The organism is Enterobacter sp. Y17 (assembly GCF_019730495.1).
Taxonomy (GTDB): domain Bacteria; phylum Pseudomonadota; class Gammaproteobacteria; order Enterobacterales; family Enterobacteriaceae; genus Enterobacter; species Enterobacter asburiae_B.
This window is the reverse complement of the sequence record NZ_JAASKP010000001.1, coordinates 55,163-72,588: the sequence shown is the minus strand read 5'-3', so window position 1 is coordinate 72,588 and position 17,426 is coordinate 55,163. Positions and strand designations below refer to the sequence as shown.

At 58.3% G+C, this 17,426-nt stretch carries 11 protein-coding genes; 4 read left to right on the top strand and 7 right to left on the bottom strand.

The genetic code is table 11. The features are described 5' to 3' along the window. Positions 1-45: 45 nt before the first annotated feature. The 6 genes from ispG to HCH49_RS00305 form a co-directional block, all read right to left on the bottom strand. Positions 46-1,164, bottom strand: coding sequence for a flavodoxin-dependent (E)-4-hydroxy-3-methylbut-2-enyl-diphosphate synthase (ispG, locus tag HCH49_RS00330; protein ID WP_023308814.1), 1,119 nt, complete (start codon positions 1,162-1,164; stop codon positions 46-48). 26 nt (positions 1,165-1,190) lie between these two features. Continuing rightward, complete coding sequence (rodZ, locus tag HCH49_RS00325) at positions 1,191-2,204, bottom strand: cytoskeleton protein RodZ (protein ID WP_033146213.1); 1,014 nt, start codon at positions 2,202-2,204, stop codon at positions 1,191-1,193. A 293-nt stretch (positions 2,205-2,497) separates the two neighbouring features. Continuing rightward, a complete protein-coding gene (locus HCH49_RS00320) occupies positions 2,498-3,664 on the bottom strand; it encodes a bifunctional tRNA (adenosine(37)-C2)-methyltransferase TrmG/ribosomal RNA large subunit methyltransferase RlmN (RefSeq protein ID WP_014171168.1) in 1,167 nt (388 codons plus the stop codon). A gap of 169 nt (positions 3,665-3,833) precedes the next feature. Further along, on the bottom strand, positions 3,834-4,265 hold the full coding sequence (gene ndk, locus HCH49_RS00315; protein ID WP_003860625.1) for a nucleoside-diphosphate kinase: 432 nt from the start codon (positions 4,263-4,265) through the stop codon (positions 3,834-3,836). A gap of 156 nt (positions 4,266-4,421) precedes the next feature. After that, positions 4,422-6,746: a peptidoglycan glycosyltransferase PbpC gene (gene pbpC, locus HCH49_RS00310; RefSeq protein WP_221701966.1), complete on the bottom strand. Its 2,325-nt coding sequence runs from the start codon at positions 6,744-6,746 to the stop codon at positions 4,422-4,424. Position 6,747: 1 nt separating this feature from the next. After that, positions 6,748-11,700 carry an alpha-2-macroglobulin gene (locus tag HCH49_RS00305; protein ID WP_221701965.1) on the bottom strand — a complete coding sequence of 1,651 codons (4,953 nt, stop codon included), beginning with the start codon at positions 11,698-11,700 and terminating at the stop codon, positions 6,748-6,750. Between the two features lie 286 nt (positions 11,701-11,986). On the opposite strand from HCH49_RS00305, the gene HCH49_RS00300 reads away from it, so the two are divergent. The 4 genes from HCH49_RS00300 (at position 11,987) to HCH49_RS00285 (ending at position 16,620) form a co-directional block, all read left to right on the top strand. Beyond that, positions 11,987-13,531, top strand: coding sequence for a PTS transporter subunit EIIC (locus tag HCH49_RS00300; protein ID WP_033146216.1), 1,545 nt, complete (start codon positions 11,987-11,989; stop codon positions 13,529-13,531). 12 nt (positions 13,532-13,543) lie between these two features. Further along, positions 13,544-14,911 carry a 6-phospho-alpha-glucosidase gene (locus HCH49_RS00295; RefSeq protein ID WP_221701964.1) on the top strand — a complete coding sequence of 456 codons (1,368 nt, stop codon included), beginning with the start codon at positions 13,544-13,546 and terminating at the stop codon, positions 14,909-14,911. A gap of 90 nt (positions 14,912-15,001) precedes the next feature. Then, a complete protein-coding gene (sseA, locus tag HCH49_RS00290; RefSeq protein ID WP_221701963.1) occupies positions 15,002-15,850 on the top strand; it encodes a 3-mercaptopyruvate sulfurtransferase in 849 nt (282 codons plus the stop codon). Then, a complete protein-coding gene (locus tag HCH49_RS00285) occupies positions 15,850-16,620 on the top strand; it encodes a MurR/RpiR family transcriptional regulator (protein ID WP_045888294.1) in 771 nt (256 codons plus the stop codon). The genes sseA and HCH49_RS00285 overlap by 1 nt, the downstream gene beginning before the upstream one ends. Positions 16,621-16,637: 17 nt before the next feature. On the opposite strand, the gene sseB is transcribed toward HCH49_RS00285, so the two are convergent. After that, positions 16,638-17,414, bottom strand: a complete 777-nt coding sequence (gene sseB / locus HCH49_RS00280; RefSeq protein WP_221701962.1) for an enhanced serine sensitivity protein SseB — start codon at positions 17,412-17,414, stop codon at positions 16,638-16,640. Positions 17,415-17,426: the final 12 nt, after the last annotated feature.

Sequence of the window (17,426 nt, the reverse complement as noted above, 5' to 3'; positions counted from 1 at the left end):
GAATGGGTTCAATCATACATGGGAAGCGGCACGCTTCCCATCACGTTATTTTTCAACCTGCTGAACGCTGATACGCTGTGTTTCGTCCATCATGGCGGCTTTGGCGCGGATGCGGGCTTCAAGCTGGTCGATCATGTCGCTATTATCCAGACGATCTTTACGAACGCCATCTTCATAGAGACCACTTTTCTTGTTACCGCCGGTCACGCCCAGAGTTGACACCAGTGCTTCACCCGGACCGTTTACCACGCAGCCGATGATGGAGACGTCCATCGGGGTGATAATGTCTTCCAGGCGCTGCTCCAGGGCATTCACCGTCCCGATCACATCAAACTCCTGACGCGAGCAGGTTGGGCAGGCAATGAAGTTGATCCCACGCGCGCGAATACGCAGTGATTTCAGGATATCGAAACCGACTTTGATCTCTTCGACCGGATCGGCCGCCAGCGAGACGCGCAGGGTGTCACCGATCCCTTCAGAGAGCAGCAGCCCCAGACCGATCGCAGATTTTACAGAGCCGCTGCGCAGGCCGCCCGCTTCGGTGATCCCGAGGTGCAGAGGCTGGTCGATCTGCTTTGCCAGCAGACGATAAGACTCTACCGCCAGGAACACGTCGGAGGCTTTTACGCTGACTTTGAACTGATCGAAGTTAAGACGATCGAGATGATCGACATGACGCATCGCGGATTCGAGCAGCGCCTGTGGCGTCGGCTCGCCGTATTTTTCCTGCAGGTCTTTTTCCAGTGAACCGGCGTTAACGCCGATACGGATAGGAATATTTTTATCGCGGGCGCAGTCCACGACCATGCGGATACGCTCTTCGTTACCGATGTTGCCCGGGTTAATACGCAGGCAATCAACGCCGTATTCGGCCACTTTCAGTGCGATGCGGTAGTCGAAGTGGATATCAGCCACCAGCGGAACGCTGACCTGCTGTTTGATCAGTTTGAACGCCTCAGCGGCATCCATGGTCGGCACGGAAACGCGAACAATGTCCGCGCCTACACGTTCTAATGCTTTGATTTGATTGACCGTCGCTTCTACATCGGTAGTGCGCGTGTTGGTCATCGACTGAACGGCGATAGGTGCCCCATCGCCGATTGGCACATTCCCAACGTAAATCCGTTTCGATTTTCTACGTTGAATCGGAGCCTGGTTATGCATGAAAAATCTCCCGCGTTGCCCGTCTGTTACTGTGCTGCTGATTGTTCGGCATTAACGGTAAGACGTGCAACCTGGTTAGTTCTGATAAAGCGGCTCAGGTCGACAGGTTTTCCTTGATACTGGATCTGTACCGCTGCCGGAGCGCCGATTTTAAGTTTATAGGGAGCCTGGCCGGTTAGGTTTAACGTGCCATCTTTACGCTGCAGGCCGCTGAACAGTTTTTTACCTGTCGCGTCAGTCACTTCCAGCCAGCAGTCGGCGCTGAAGTTCATCACCAGCGCGTTGGGATCGGCTGCTGTTGCCGTACCCGCCGGGTTGGTTGGCAGAGACGCTGCGCTATTGTCTGCAGGCTGAGTAGCCGCAGGCACGTTCGCTGCAGTATCAACATTCGCCTGAGAAGGGGCAACAACCGCATTTTGATCCTGAGCCTGCGGCGCAGCGGTGTTAGCCGTTGCTGACGGAGCCTGTGCTGCATCGGTCGCCGACGCGTCTGGCGCTGCGGTCTGTGGCTCGCTTGAGGACGCTGCACCGTCGTTATTCAGCGGCACGTTCTGGGCATTCTCACTTCCGGCCTGGTTGAGTTCAGCAGAGGATTGATCGGCCATGGTGGTGATCTCTTCCTGCTGGGCTTTGTGGTTTTGCCACCACCATGCGCCCGTCAGGCCAATCACCACAAACAGCACCAGCCAGGTAAAGCTCATCAGCCAGCCATCGCGTTTTTTACGACGTTTCCCCAGGGAGAAGGTCTGCATCGGCGCAACTTTTGCTGCACGGACCGGTGCCTGCTTCTCCATCATTGGCAGTAATTCATTTTCGGGGATATGGACCAGTTTTGCGTAAGAGCGGATATAACCGCGCAAGAACGTTGAAGCCAGATCGGCAGGTGCCTTATCTTCTTCAATATCGCGAACCGTGGAAACCTTCAGGCACAAGCGTTCCGCAACGGCTTGCTGGCTGAGTCCGAGTTGTTCACGGGCGTTGCGAAGACGAACGCCAGTGGAGAGTGCTTCATGTTGGTCGTGAGTGGCTTCAGTATTCATTCGCTACAACTACTGGTACGTGAAAAATAAGGGTTCAGGTGCCGGTGAGTCACAATGCCACCCGCACCGCGAAACTTCTGGTCAGTTAACCTTGAACAGAGAGTATAAGACTGTCAGCCCGGAGATGACAGTACAGCCCTGCCCGTACGGCTAAACTGTTGTTACGTCGTTACATACTGCCCGAAAGTCGGATGAAACGCACCGTAATTATTGTTCAGTCATCACGAATCTGACTGATTATTCAGTAAGACCAGGCTTCACGGCGCAGATAATGCGCCGTGAGTGCATAATAATCAAACAGCTTTAACCGCGATCGTCTCGCCCTGCATGCGTTTACGCAGGGTACGTTTGGTACGGTCAATAACATCACCTGCCAGCTGTCCGCATGCTGCATCAATGTCATCACCACGGGTTTTACGCACGATGGTGGTGAAACCATACTCCATCAGCACCTTGGAAAAACGGTCGATACGGCTGTTCGAGCTACGGCCATACGGCGCGCCCGGGAACGGGTTCCATGGGATCAGGTTGATTTTGCATGGCGTATCTTTCAGCAGTTCAGCAAGCTGATGCGCATGTTCGGTACCGTCGTTAACGTGGTCAAGCATCACGTACTCGATGGTGACGCGGCCCTGGTTGGCGTTGGATTTCTCCAGATAGCGACGCACCGCAGCGAGGAAGGTTTCGATATTGTACTTTTTGTTGATCGGCACAATTTCGTCACGAATTTCGTCGTTTGGTGCATGCAGGGAGATCGCCAGCGCAACGTCAATCATATCGCCCAGCTTGTCCAGCGCAGGCACAACGCCAGAGGTAGACAGCGTGACGCGACGCTTGGACAGACCAAAACCGAAGTCATCCAGCATGATTTCCATCGCCGGAACGACGTTGGTCAGGTTCAGCAGCGGCTCACCCATCCCCATCATCACCACGTTGGTGATAGGACGCGTACCGGTTACTTTTGCCGCACCGACGATTTTCGCGGCACGCCAGACCTGGCCGATAATTTCTGACACCCGCAGATTACGGTTAAAGCCTTGCTGCGCGGTTGAGCAGAATTTGCACTCCAGCGCACAGCCTACCTGAGAGGAGACACACAGCGTGGCGCGGTCTTCTTCCGGGATGTAGACGGTCTCAACGCGCTGATCGCCTACCGCAATCGCCCATTTGATGGTGCCATCCGCTGAGCGCTGCTCTTCCACCACTTCCGGTGCGCGGATTTCAGCCACTTCCTTGAGCTTGTTGCGCAGGACCTTGTTGATGTCAGTCATGTCATCAAAATTGTCGCTGCAGTAATGGTACATCCACTTCATGACCTGATCGGCACGAAACGGCTTTTCGCCCATCTCTTTAAAGAACTCGCGCATCTGCTGACGGTTCAGATCCAGCAGGTTGATTTTTCCATTTTTATTGGGAACCGCAGGAATGGCGACTTCGGAGGTATTAACTAATTCAGACATAATATTTTCCGGCCTCGTTGTTACACGTTATGGCCCATGGAGGGTTGAATAGAAACGCCCCGGAAAGCAGTCTGCTCGTCCGGGGCGTTGCATTGTACAAAGTCTGGCGCAGGGATGCCACGTCTGGACGCGGCATTTACGAAAATAATGTGTAAACGAAACCGTTAAATTAACGGGTGCGTGGACACACTTCGCCTTCTGCGAAGAAGAAAGCGATTTCGCGTGCAGCAGATTCAACAGAGTCAGAGCCGTGGGTACCGTTCTCGGTGAAGCTGTCTGCGTAGTCAGCGCGCAGAGTACCTGCCAGCGCGTTGTCCGGGTTGGTTGCGCCCAGCAGGTCACGGTGACGCTGTACTGCGTTTTCGCCTTCCAGCACGGATACCACGATTGGACCGGAGGTCATGAACTCAACCAGGCCGTCAAAGAATGGGCGACCTTCGTGCTCAGCGTAGAAACCGCGAGCCTGCTCAACGGTCAGGTGCAGCATTTTGGTGCCAACAATTTTGAACCCTGCAGATTCAAAGCGAGCGAAGATGCTGCCAATAACGTTTTTTGCCACCGCGTTTGGTTTGATGATGGAAAAAGTACGTTCAATAGCCATGATAACCTCTGTCAATGTTCTGTTGTTTTGCATACCTGAGTATGGTGTGGCGCGGATTATAATGAGCAATAGCGCCATTGCCTATGGATTCAGGTAACATTTTTTTAAAATAAGACGAGTTTTAGCAACAGCTCACATCAGAAAGCTATTTTCAGGTCACTGCAACGTAAAATTCACCGTCGCGACCTGACCGGTCTCATCCATAACGAGTAACTGATAATCGCCCGATTTATCAAGCTGTAATGTGTAAACTCTTCCCTTCACATTCAGCGGTTCACCGTTCAAAAACCACCAGCGCTCGCCGCTATTGCCGGTCGCCTGAAGCGGCAGCGAAACGCGGGATTCCCCCGGCAGACGTTTGATGACGGCCCCTTCACGCACGCCTGTCAGGATGAGTGGCGCAGGTGCGTCCTGCGATAGCGGAGGACAGGTGGTTGAGGAAGGAGGGACCCGTACCGCGCGACGCTCGGTTGCCGGCAGCCACGGCTCCAGCGGCAGCGGCCAGACATCCAGGACTTTTTCAGTTGCATCAGGGCAATCTGCCGCCACGCGTTTACCCGTTTTATCCAGCCAGACCGGGAAACGAATGCCGCGTATCCCTTCCTGTTCGGGCAATAGCAGCGTGGGCGGTTCACTCCCTTCCAGCAGCCAGGTCGACAGGCGACGCCGACAGTTTTCACTTCCTTCCGGCAGCGACTGGCCGCCCGGCCAGCAGATCACGCCCCGCCCGACGCTCTCCGGACGCGGGTCGCGCGGCAGGCGGGCTTCGTCTACCGTTGAGCGTGACTGAAGCAGGTTATTGACCTGATTTAAGAGTGGAACTGCGCTGGCGAAACCAAACTGCCCCGCTACGGGCGTGCCGTCCGGTCGGCCTGTCCAGATGCCTATTACGTAGCGGGCATTAAGACCAATAGCCCATGCATCACGGTAGCCGTAGCTGGTGCCGGTTTTCCATGCCAGCGGCGCGATCTGCGGTAATGCATTATCCGGCAGCGGCTGCGCCTCGTTCGCCAGAATACGGCGAATAATCCACGCCGAGCCTTGCGACAGCAGCGGACGTTCAATGAGCGGATCGCCCGGCTGTAACCGCAGCCTCCCCGCCTTACCGTGTCGGGCAAACGCGCTGTAGGCCGCGGCGATATCGGCCAGCCGGGCGCCTGCCCCTCCGAGGATCAGGGACAGATTTGGCTGCGCCCCCGCAGGCAGGATCAGCGGCAAGCCTGCGTTGCTCAACATCCCGGCAAAACGTTTTGGCCCGTAGGCTTCCAGTACCTGTACCGCGGGCAGGTTGAGGGAGCGCACCAGCGCTTCACTCATGCTGACCGGTCCGTGGAACCCACTGTCAAAATTCCCGGGGCGATAATCACCGGTTTTTCTGGGAACGTCCTGGAGAAGAGAGGCGGGATGGATCAGGCCATCGTCCAGCGCCATACCGTAAATAAAGGGCTTTAATACCGATCCTGGGGATCGGATCGCATTGACCATATCCACGTGGCTAAAACGCGTGTCATCGTTAATATCCACCGAGCCGACCCAGCCGCGCACTTTCATATCGGTGTGATCCACGACGATCATCGCCAGCGAGCTGCGTGCCGGCAGGCGAGATTTCCAGTTCATCGCCAGCTCTTCCAGCTGCCGCTGCAGTCCGGCATCCAGCGTGGTGACAATTTTTGCGTCGCGGCTTTTGCCGAGCATCATGCGCGCAAAGAGCGGCGCCAGCTGCGGCATCTGTCGGGGCGCCAGCCATACCGATTCTTCCCGTGATTCTTTAACCTGCTTCGCGGACCAGACGCCCTGCGTTACCATGCGGTCGAGCACTTTGTTGCGCGCCGCCTCGGCCCGTTCAGGCCAGCGGTCCGGACGCAAGCGGCTGGGTGCCTGCGGCAGTACCGCCAGCAGCGCCGCTTCGGAATAGCTGAGCTGCGACGGCTGTTTGCCGAGATAGGTCCAGCTTGCCGCCCCGACGCCCTGCAGCGTGCCGCCAAACGGAGCGCGGTTGAGGTAAAGGGTGAGAATGTCGCGTTTGGAAAGATGCCACTCCAGCTGCATCGCCCGCCAGAGCTGACGAACTTTGCCGCCAAAGGTGCGCGGATGCGGGTCCAGCAGGCGTGCCACCTGCATGGTGAGCGTGCTTCCACCAGAGACGACTTTACCAGAACTGAGATCCTGCCAGGCAGCGCGCAGGACAGAGAGCGGGTTTACGCCTGGGTGATCCCAGAACCAGCGATCTTCATACTGGATCAGCGCCTCAAGGTAGCGGGGAGAGACCTCTTCAATGGTAACCGGGTAGCGCCAGATCCCGTCGCTATCGGCAAAACGCCAGAGCGGCGTGCCCTTCTCATCTACCACCACCCGGGCGGGATTAACCTCTTTCAGAGGCAACGGCCACAGGCGGTCGGCGGCGACAATCAGCCCCCATAAAATGAGAAGCGCTCCCGCCAGCCATAGCCAGCGGGAGCGTGTCAGACGTGCCATTTGCATATTACGGAACAACAATCAGCGGGCCGCTGGCCGCCCCCGTTGCCCGCCACTGCGGAACGTACATAGACTCCACCATCGGGACCGGCACCTGATAGGTTCCCGGCGTCACGGCACGGGCCAGATAGACCAGCGTGACCGGCTGACCTTCGTTTACCGGCACGGCAGCCACAAAGCGGTCGTCACGGAATTCCATATGCTGAATGTCCGCCTGCTGCATCTGGCTGAGCAGGTTCTGTACCTCACTGCCGCTGTCCTGCAGGCTGGCGCTGCTGCTCGCCAGGTTCTGGTTTTCGAGCTCCAGACCCGCAGGGAGCAGATCCACCACCAGCGCATCCGGCACGTTCTGGCTGGCTTTAACGTCCAGCCACACCAGCACCAGTTCGCCGCTCTTCAGCGAAGAGAGCGATTTACTGCTGCCGTCGGTTGCCAGGATATGACGCTCCACCTGCAGCACGTTCGCGCTCGGCTGAGGGGCATATTCCGGATAACCGGTGCTGTCCAGGCGTACCCACAGCGGCGCTGTACCGGTGTTAGTCACCTGCAGCGCGCCAAGCTGGTCGCCGCTCACGTTTTGCACCAGTGACTTATCGCCGCCTGATGCGGTCTCAGACAGCGAAGTTTTCGCCTGCCACGCACCAGACAGGGTTTGCAGCGAGCGTCCGGCCAGGAACAGCGCATTGCTCTCCTGCGTTGACAGCCAGCGCTGGCTGAAGGCCTGTTCAGACAGGGCATTCAGCAGCGTATTTTGCGCATCAGGCAGCAGCTTGTACTCCTCCAGAAGAGAGAGCATCAGCGCGTTATCGCGAAGCTGGCTGCCGTAATCGGCCACCCAGTTTTTGCTGTCGTTGCGCGGGGTTTTGAGCGCCAGATCCAGCGCCTGCTGGCTGCGCGGCGCATCGCCCATCAGTTTGAGCGCCATGCCCAGCTGCATCAGCGGCAGCCCGGAAACCGCCTGCCCGTGGCGCTCCCAGATTTCACGCAGCGCGCCCAGCGGCGCTTTTTGCTGACGTGCCAGCACCAGCGCGGCATAGGCCTGCACGGCAAACTTGCTGGCCTGAGTATCGTCGCTGTAGCGAATGGACATCATGCCCGGATCCTGCAGGTAGCGCAGCAGGCGGTTATTGGCGTTATTCACCGCATCGACGGGTACGCTGTAACCCTGCTCGCCCGCGCGCACCAGGAAGTCGGTCACGTAGGCCGTCAGCCAGTACTCTTCCGGACCGTTTTTATCCCACAGCGCAAAACCACCGTCTTCACGCTGCATCTGCAGCAGACGGGAGATGCCAATATCAATCGCTGCACGGCGCTTGTCATCGGTGTCGCCCTTGATGCCAAGTGCAGTCAGCTGCGCCGCGTTGGTGTAGAGCGACGGGAACAGGCCACTGGTGGTCTGTTCCAGGCAGCCATACGGGTACGCCTGCAGTTCGCGAATATAGCGCGCCAGGTTAAGCGGTGGTTTGCCGCTCAGCAGCAGTTGCCCCTGCAGGGTAGCAGGAGAGAAACCGTTACTATGTTGCGCCGGTGCGGTCCAGGACTCGCCGGGGTTCAGCATGGTACCGGTATTCACCGTCTGCGCCGGGAATGCCGGACGCACGCCGATTTTCCAGCTCTTCTGCTGCGGTGCGAAAGTCTCGCCCGGAAGCTGTAGGCCCGTAACCTGTGCTGTCACCTCACCGTCACCATAACCCTCCAGCGCACGCACCGGAATAAACAGGGTACTGCGCGCGCCAGGAGACAACTGAACCGGCTGCGGCTGGCCGCCTTCCAGCGACAGTTTTCCTGTCGCGGTCAGGGCGACGTTAAGCGTTTGCGGCTTGTCCGTCAGGTTGGTGAGATCCAGCGTCAGCCGTGAGGTGTCCCCGCTTGCCAGGAAGCGCGGCGTGTTAAGCTCGGTAATGACCGGCGCAGCCACCACAACCTTGCTTTCGCTGCTGCCAAAATCGTCTTCCGTCCAGGCCTGCGCCATCAGACGCAGCTCGCCGTTGAAGTCACCAATCGGCAGCGTAATCGTGCCTTCTCCGTTGGCATCCAGCGTAACCGGCTGTGCCTGCTGGGCAATAATGGTGACGTGGTTCACCGGCGGCTTACCGCCGCGCTTCAGCTCATCACCGTCACCACCAAAGCGCAGCGCGGCCAGGCGGCCCTGCCCTTCGATGACCTGGCCGTAGATATCGTAGATATCCGCGCCGTAGCGTTTCTGACCGAAGAAAGCCTGCCACGGATCGGGCGTAACGTAATCGGTGATGTTCAGCACGCCGCTGTCAACCGCCGAGACCAGGACGTTCACTTTCTGCGGAACCGCACCCTCTTTCACGCTGGCTTTCACCTTCACAGAGAGCGTCTGGTTTGGACGCATTTTCTGCGGGTTATCGAGCGCAATGTTCAGACGACGATTTTCATCGCCCATCGGCAGATGCAGCAGGCCGACCGCGCGTTTCGGCGTGGCGGATTTCGATTTATCCCCAGGACGAACCACCAGCGTACTCAGGTAGAGATCGTGACGTTTCCAGGATTTGTCGACCGGGATAGCGAGATCAAGCCCGTTTGCCGGTACGTCGATCTCTTTCCACCACAGCGGCCCTTCGCTGGACTCGATCATCGCATAGCCCTTACCTGCTGCCGGCGCTGCAATGTGCAGGTTAATGGTATCGCCTGGCTGATAGGCTGGCTTATCCAGTTTCAGCGTCACGCGGTCAGGACGTGCAGCCCCGTTGCCGTCGCTGTTATCCTGCCAGCTGTAGCCTGCCCAGAAGCGCACGCTGCTGACCATCTCATCAGGCGCTTTAACCTCCAGACGGTATGAGCCCCACTCCACCGGGAAGGTGACTTTACCCGTCTCGTCGGCCTTGAGAGTCAGCTCCTGCTCGCCTTCAACCAGATCTTTCTGATCGAACTGAGACTGCCAGCCTTCGCTCTCAGACCAGTTCCAGAAGTAGTCGCGGCGCTCACGGATCAGGCGTACCTGTAAACCGGAAACCGCCTTTTTCGCTCCGCTGGCATCGGCATAAACGATGTCGAAGCTGGCGTTGCCGTTCTCGTCAACAATCGGTTGGTTGACGGTGGTATCGGTGCGGTAGTCGTAAACGGCTTTACTGGCGAACTGAGGGCGGATACCCGGCAGCTCAGCCGCTGGCCAGATGGCCTGCTCAGCGCGACGCGTCACCGGACGGCCGCCCGACTCCAGCAGGCTGGCCTGCAGGATCAGCTGTAGCGGAGAGTGGACCTCTTTCCACTGGCTTTCGGTGGTTACCTGCCCACGCCCCTGCTCATCCAGCGTAAGCTGTACTTCATCCAGACTGCGGCTCAGGTTCTCCTCAGCGATATCGCCAAACTGGAAGCCCGGCAGCGCAGCCACCGCGTCACGCAGCGGACGCAGGAAAAGCTGGCCCTGCAGAGAATTACCGTTGGCCGGTGCGCCATACAGGTAATAGCCCACCACGTTAAAGTCCACGTTATCCTGCGGTGGAACCGGCGATTTTTGTCCGCTCAGGTTCAATGCCATACGCTCGGGCATGAAGTCTTCGACGTGGAAGTCCCACAGGCGCTGCAGGTTATCGCCCGTGTTGGCACGGATATGCCACATACCGGTCTGCGCTCCACTGTCCAGCGGATAGTTAAAGCGATAGAGCCCGTTCTCTGGCTTGACGACAATCGTACGCGCGACCTGTCCATCCGGGCGCAGCACGTCAAGCTTCACGGGCTGATCGGGAAGCGGCTTACCGTCACTGTCGCGCAGTAAGCCGTTGAGGATCACCGTTTCACCTGGACGATAGAGATCGCGCGGGCCAAACATGAAGAATTGCTTGCTGTAGCCGGGGCTACCGGCAATATCGAACTCCGCCAGATCCAGCGCCGGAAGCTTGAGGTCAAGCAGCGTGGTCTGGCCGTCTTTGCTCGCCAGAATCAGCGCGGCTTCTTTGTCCGTTTCAAGCTTCGCATGACCGTCGGCATCGCTCTTCGCCTCGGCGAGAGTCTGGCCTTTATCGTTCAGCAGCGTGACGGTCACGCCGGACTGCGCCGCACCGTTTTCCAGACTCTGAGTGAAAATATCCAGGCGGTTATGGTAACGGTGAGCGGACAGGCCAATATCGCTTAGGGTAAAGAGCGTTGCGGCGTTGCTGTAGTTGTAGTGTCCAGCCTGGTTCATGACCGCGATATAAACGCCAGACTGCTGGAGCGGTTTAATATCCTTCAGGGGCAACAGCAATTTTTCGCGCGTGTTGCGCGCCGGATTAAGATCGAATCGACCGGTGTAAACCAGCTCCGCCATCTTCAGCAGGTTATCGGATTCCCAGTTGGTCAGCGAGTTACGGTACTCCCACTGGCTGACAAGGGAGGCCAGCGATTCCGGCTTCACGCGGTAAAAGTTGACATCAACATTGTTGACGTTGAGCGCCATCACCGGCAGACCTTCCACCACCTTGCCCGGCAGCAGCGAGCCGCGGCTGGCAAAACCAACGGTGGGTTCAATGTCCCGGGTGGTCAGGGCTTTTTCATAATCAATGCCGAACGTCGCCTTGTTCAGCGCCTGCAGGTCACGTTCAACGGTGACGACCAGGTTGCGGTTAGGCTCCAGATGACGCAGGCGAAGCTCTTTCAGGTTAGGCGCAAGTTCCCACGCCCCGTCAACCTTGCCGCTTTTCTTGTCCACGACATGCACCGTTTTGGCGAAATCCTGATCGGGATTCAGCGGAACAGAAAAGGTCAGCACCAGCGTGGCGGCACCGTCGAGCTGAACTTCTGAGGTATCCAGCAACGTCAGCGCTTTTCCCTGAGTCTGGGCAGCCAGTTTAGCCAGCGTTTCAGCATTGGGCTTTTCTGCAGCTTTCGGTGTGGATGCGGTGGATGCCGCGGGAGCCGCAGCCTGAGTTTTATCGTCGCTGTTATCACAGCCGACAAGCGTAAACGTGGTGAGCAGCGCAAGAGAGAGCGCGGCTAAGCGAAACGGTTTCATCCTTTGTCCCTGGCCCATGGAGCCTGTTGGTCGTCGTCCGGATAAGTATTATCCGCAAGTTTCATTAATTCAAAAAGGCCAATTTTAAAATCTGGAAAGCGTCTCGCAGAACGGCATCACGCCGCTACGCCGTGATGGAACCGCGATCACAGCACATAACGTCACATGTTACCTTTCAAGTCATTTGTTTTTAAAACAAGAAGATAGCTGGCTAAGCTCGCCCGAAGGCTGCTAGTTTTATGACCATGACGCACCCCGAGTGCGCGGTTCAAAAAGAGAGAAAGCCATGAAACGAGCCGTGAACGCCCTACAAAATTTCGGAAAATCATTGTACGGACCGGTACTTATCTTACCGATCGTCGGTCTGTTTATCGCCTTTGGTAACGTTCTGGGTAACGGTAATCTCGCTGAATACCTGCCGTTTCTGGGCCATCCGCTGATTCAGCACCTTGGTCAGCTTATCGCGAAATCTGCCGTGTCGGTGCTGGTCAACCTGGCGCTGGTGTTTGCCGTCGGGATCCCGATTGGTCTGGCGACGCGTGATAAAGGCTATGCCGCGCTGATTGGTCTGGTGACCTTTGTCGTGTTCATCAACGCCATGAACGTCACGCTACAGCTGCAGGGCGCGCTGGCGCCAGCGGCCCAGATGAAAGCGGCCGGGCAGACCATGGTACTGGGCGTGCAGGTGCTGGAGATGGGCGTTTTTGCCGGGATCCTGACCGGGGCGCTCTCCGGATATCTGTACAACAAATACTCCAGCGTACAGTTTAACGGCGCGATGGCGATTTACTCCGGCCACTGTTTTGTCGCCATCGTCATGCTCCCCGTCTCCATGCTGCTCGGCGTGGTGATGAGTGAACTGTGGCCGTATGCCCAGCACGGCATTAGCGCCCTGGCGCTGGCCATCAAAGGCTCCGGGCCGTTGGGCGTGGCAATCTACGGTTTCCTGGAACGTATTCTGGTCCCCACCGGCCTGCACCATCTGGTTTATACCCCGTTCCTCTATACCGAGCTGGGCGGCACGCAGGAGGTGTGCGGCGCAACCTATCAGGGCGCACGCAATATCTATTTCGCCGAGATGGCCTGCCCGGACGTGAAGCAGCTCAGCAGCACCGTGGTGTGGGACGCGCGCGGCATCAGCAAGATGTTCGGCCTGCCTGCCGCAGCCCTGGCGATGTATATGACCGCAAAGCCGGAGCGTAAAGCCATTGCGAAAGCCATTCTGATCCCGGCGGCGCTGACCTCGCTGCTGGTCGGCGTGACCGAGCCGATTGAGTTCTCCTTCCTGTTCGTCGCTCCGCTGCTGTTCGTGGTGCACGCGGTGCTGACCGGCATCGGCATGATGCTGTTCTCGCTGCTGGGCGTTCACGCCATCGGTGCCAACGGGATTATCGACTTCATCCTGTACAACCTGCCGCTCGGCACGGAGAAGTCCAACTGGCCGATGTACATCGTGGTCGGGCTGATCATGTTTGCCCTCTACTTCGTGGTGTTCCGCTTCCTGATCCTGCGCTTCAACATGAAAACGCCGGGCCGTGAGGATGACGATCGGGAAACGCGCCTCTACAGCAAGCAGGAGTACCAGGCGAAGGGCAATAACGACGGGCTGGGCGAATCCATCGTGACGGGTCTGGGCGGCCGGGAAAACATTGAGGTGGTGGACAACTGCTACACCCGCTTACGCGTCACGGTGAAGGACGTCGCCATTATCGACGAGCCGCGGCTCAAGGCGACCGGCGCGAAAGGGATTATCAAACAAGGTAACAACGTTCAGGTGGTCTACGGGCTGCACGTCAAAAAAATGCGAGAAGCCGTTGAGACGTTTCTCTGAAAGGAGCTAAAGATGTTTACACCCCCATTTATTCTGTCGATTGCCGGCGGCGGCAGCACCTACACGCCGGGCATTGTGAAAAGCCTGATGGTGCGCCTGCAGGATTTCCCGCTGGCCGAAATCCGCCTTTATGACATCGACGAGGCGCGCCAGAACACCATTGCGCCCGTCGTCGAAAAGGTCATTCGCGACCACAGCCAGAGCATCAAGTTCACCGTCACCAGTGACCCGGAAGTGGCGTTCAGCGGCGCGCATTTCGTCTTCGCCCAGATGCGCGTCGGCCAGTACAAGATGCGCGAGCAGGATGAGAAGATCCCGCTGCGCCACGGCGTGGTCGGCCAGGAAACGTGCGGGCCCGGTGGCCTGGCCTACGGACTGCGCACGATCCTGCCGATGGTGGAGCTTATCGATCTGGTCGATCGCTACGCGCACGAAAAAGCCTGGATCGTGAACTACTCCAACCCGGCGGCGATCGTCGCGGAGGGCGTGCGGCGGCTGCGGCCAAATGCGCGGGTGCTGAACATCTGCGATATGCCTGTCGCCGCGATGCGCAATATGGGGGCGATTCTGGGTGTCGATCGCCGCAGGCTGGAGGTGGACTACTTCGGCCTGAACCACTTCGGCTGGTTTACCCGCGTGCTGGTGGACGGCGAAGACAAGCTTCCCGAGCTGCGTAAACATATCGCGAAGTTTGGCCTGCTGACGGAAGATGCGGCTAAAACCGATCCGCAGCATTCCGATCCTTCGTGGGTCAAAACCTGGCGCAACATTAAGCCGATCATGGACAACTTCCCGGAGTATCTGCCGAACCCGTATCTGCAGTACTACCTGATGCCGAACCAGATCGTGGAGCATCAGAACCCGGACTATACCCGCGCCAATGAAGTGATGGACGGGCGCGAGAAAAAGCTGTTCGCCGCTGCCGAAGAATACAAGCGCACCGGGATCCTGCCGGACGCCTTCCACGTAGGCGTCCACGGCGAGTTTATCGTCGATGTCTCCTGCTCGCTGGCCTTTAACCTGCGAAGCCGCCATCTGGTGATGGTGGAAAACCGCGGGGCGATTACCAACCTGCCTTACGATGCCGTGGTGGAGGTGCCCGCTTATATCACCTCCGAAGGTCCGGAACCGATTCGCATCGGTCAGGTGCCGCTGTTCCATCAGACCCTTTTGCAACAGCAGCTCGCCTCTGAACAACTGCTGGTGGAGGCCACCATCGAGGGCAGCTATGAGAAAGCCCTGCAGGCGTTTACCCTCAACCGCACCGTGCCGACCATGGAACACGCGAAAGCGATTCTGGATGAGATGATCGAGGCCAACCGCGACTACTGGCCTGCGCTGCAAAAAGCCTGGCAGGACGGCGAAACGGTGAAAAAATAGGGGCTTGCTCGCGAGTTGAACGTGGTTTGCTTGTCGGTGTCAGAAAAAACACCGACAATCCTTTTTTACGGAAAAGAATGGAGGCAACCCATGTCCACCTCATATTTTGTCGCCGCCGACTGGCTGATTGAGCACGGTGACGATCCGGAAGTTCAGATTATTGACGCGCGTATGGCCCCGGCCGGGCAGGAACACCTTCGCGATATGGTCGCGGAATACCGTGCCGGACATCTGCCTGGCGCGGTATTATTTGATATCGAAGCCCTCTCCGATCGCAACTCTCCCCTGCCGCACATGCTGCCGCGCCCGGAAGCGTTTTCTGTGGCGATGCGCGAGCTGGGCGTCAGCAAAGACAAACACCTCGTTGTTTATGATGAAGGTAACCTCTTCTCCGCCCCGCGCGCGTGGTGGATGCTGAAGAACTTCGGCGTGGAAAAAGTCTCTATTCTGGCGGGCGGGCTGGCGGGCTGGAAGCGCGACGAGCTGCCGCTCCAGCAGGGTGACGTGACGCTGCCGGAAGGCGAGTTCGACGCCACGTTCGACGCGCACGTGGTGAAACGCCTGACCGACGTGCTGGTCGTGAGCCATGAAAAAACGGCGCAAATCGTCGATGCCCGTCCTGCTTCGCGCTTCAATGCCGAAGCGGATGAACCGCGTCCGGGGCTGAAGCGCGGACATATTCCGGGGGCGCTGAACGTTCCGTGGGGCGATCTGGTGTTTGAGGGCGAGCTGAAAACCACCGACGAGCTGCGGGCCATTTTTGACCGTGCTGGCGTGGATTTACATCGTCCGATTATTGCCAGCTGCGGCTCCGGCGTAACGGCCTGCGTGGCGATCCTGGCGCTCGCCACGCTCGGCGCGAACGACGTCACGCTCTACGACGGCGCCTGGAGCGAATGGGGTGCGCGGGACGATCTGCCGGTCGAACCCGCGAAATAATGGATAACCGCCTGGCCACGCTGTTAACGCGCGGGGCGTCGCTGACCCGCGCGGAGTATCGCGTCCTCGCCCACCTCACGGAGCACCCGCTGCTGGTGGGCAACATCACGGTACGCGAGCTGGCGCAGGCGACGTTTGTTTCTACCGCCACCATCATGCGGCTGTGTCAGAAGCTGGGGTTTAGCGGCTTTAGCGAGTTTATCTGGCACTGCAAGCAGCTGCTCTCCGACACGCCGCATATTGCCGCTCAGGGGCAGTCGCTTCCTGAACTCCCGGCGCTGTTTAATCAGTTTATCGCCAACTATCAGCACACCTTCCAGTGGGTCACGCAGGAGAAGCGCCAGCAGTTTGCCGACCTGCTGCGCGAGAAAGAGAGCTTCTTTCTCTACGGGGCCGGGTTTTCCTATCTGTTTGCGGAGTACCTGACCAAGAAGCTACAGGTGCTGGGCAAAACGGCGTTTATCTCCGGGCCGGGGGACAGCCGGAATATTTTCCTCAGCAACGCCGCCCGCTATCAGGTGTTTATTGCCGTCTCGCGCAGCGGCGAAACGGAGCAGGTGCTGGATAAAGCGCGAATTGCCAAAAACGTCGGTATGACGATCGTCGCGTTTACCCGCGCCTCGGCCAATACGCTGGCGGGGATGGCGGACGTGCACTTTGCCCTCTATGACGAAGCGGTACACTTCGCCGCCGAAGCCGCGGGGGTGACGTCGTTTGAGTCGAATCTGGTGCTGCTGATGGATTTACTGCTGCTGGAAGCAACGGGGTGATATTCACCCCGCCGTAATCAGATGATGCGGTTGGTTTTGAGATCGCGCAGGAAGCCGCCCCAGCGACGCTCGTAGAACGGGGAGATGTGCTCGGTGATAAAGTGGCTGATGCCCTTCTCGCCGTTCTTCACCTGGCAGATATCAATCGGCTCGTCGCCCGGCAGCGTGTCGGTCGCCACGCTTCCCGCGGCCTGAATGATATCGTCGATATCGCCGTCCGCCTCAATACCAATCAGCAGAACCGGATGCTCGTCCGCACGCTCTTTAATGGAGCAGAGAAACGCGCGTCTAACCGGTTTCAGGGTTTTGAACAGCGTCGTCAGGGAATCAATCATCTGCGCGGGCGGCTCGGCCACTTCAGACAGCAGCAGCGTTTCGCCCCCTTCCAGCACTTCCTGGGTGCTGAGCGGGTTGCCCTCTTCACCTATCAGATGGCTGATTTCACGCGGGGTAAACTCTTTCCCGGTCGGCAGCTTCGCGTTAAGGAACAGCGTCTGGCCAAGCGTCATTTCGAACAGGGTACGCACCGGCATCACTACGAACGCCTGTTCGTCTTCTACCGCTTCCTGCAGGGCTTCCAGCGAGGTGAAGAACGGGATCACCGACGTGCCGTCGTCTTTCTCCCAGTGCAGCAGATCCAGCGCGCTGTCTTCGACAACCTGCTCACCTTCCGCCGCGGTGCCCGGCACCCAGACGGTGGATTCCAGCAGCGTGCGGAAAAATGCCGGACGGTGGGCGGGCTCGGTCGCCGCCTGCTCCAGCAGGGTTTCTAATTCGTTTTTGGTTTCGGACATAACAATTCCAGA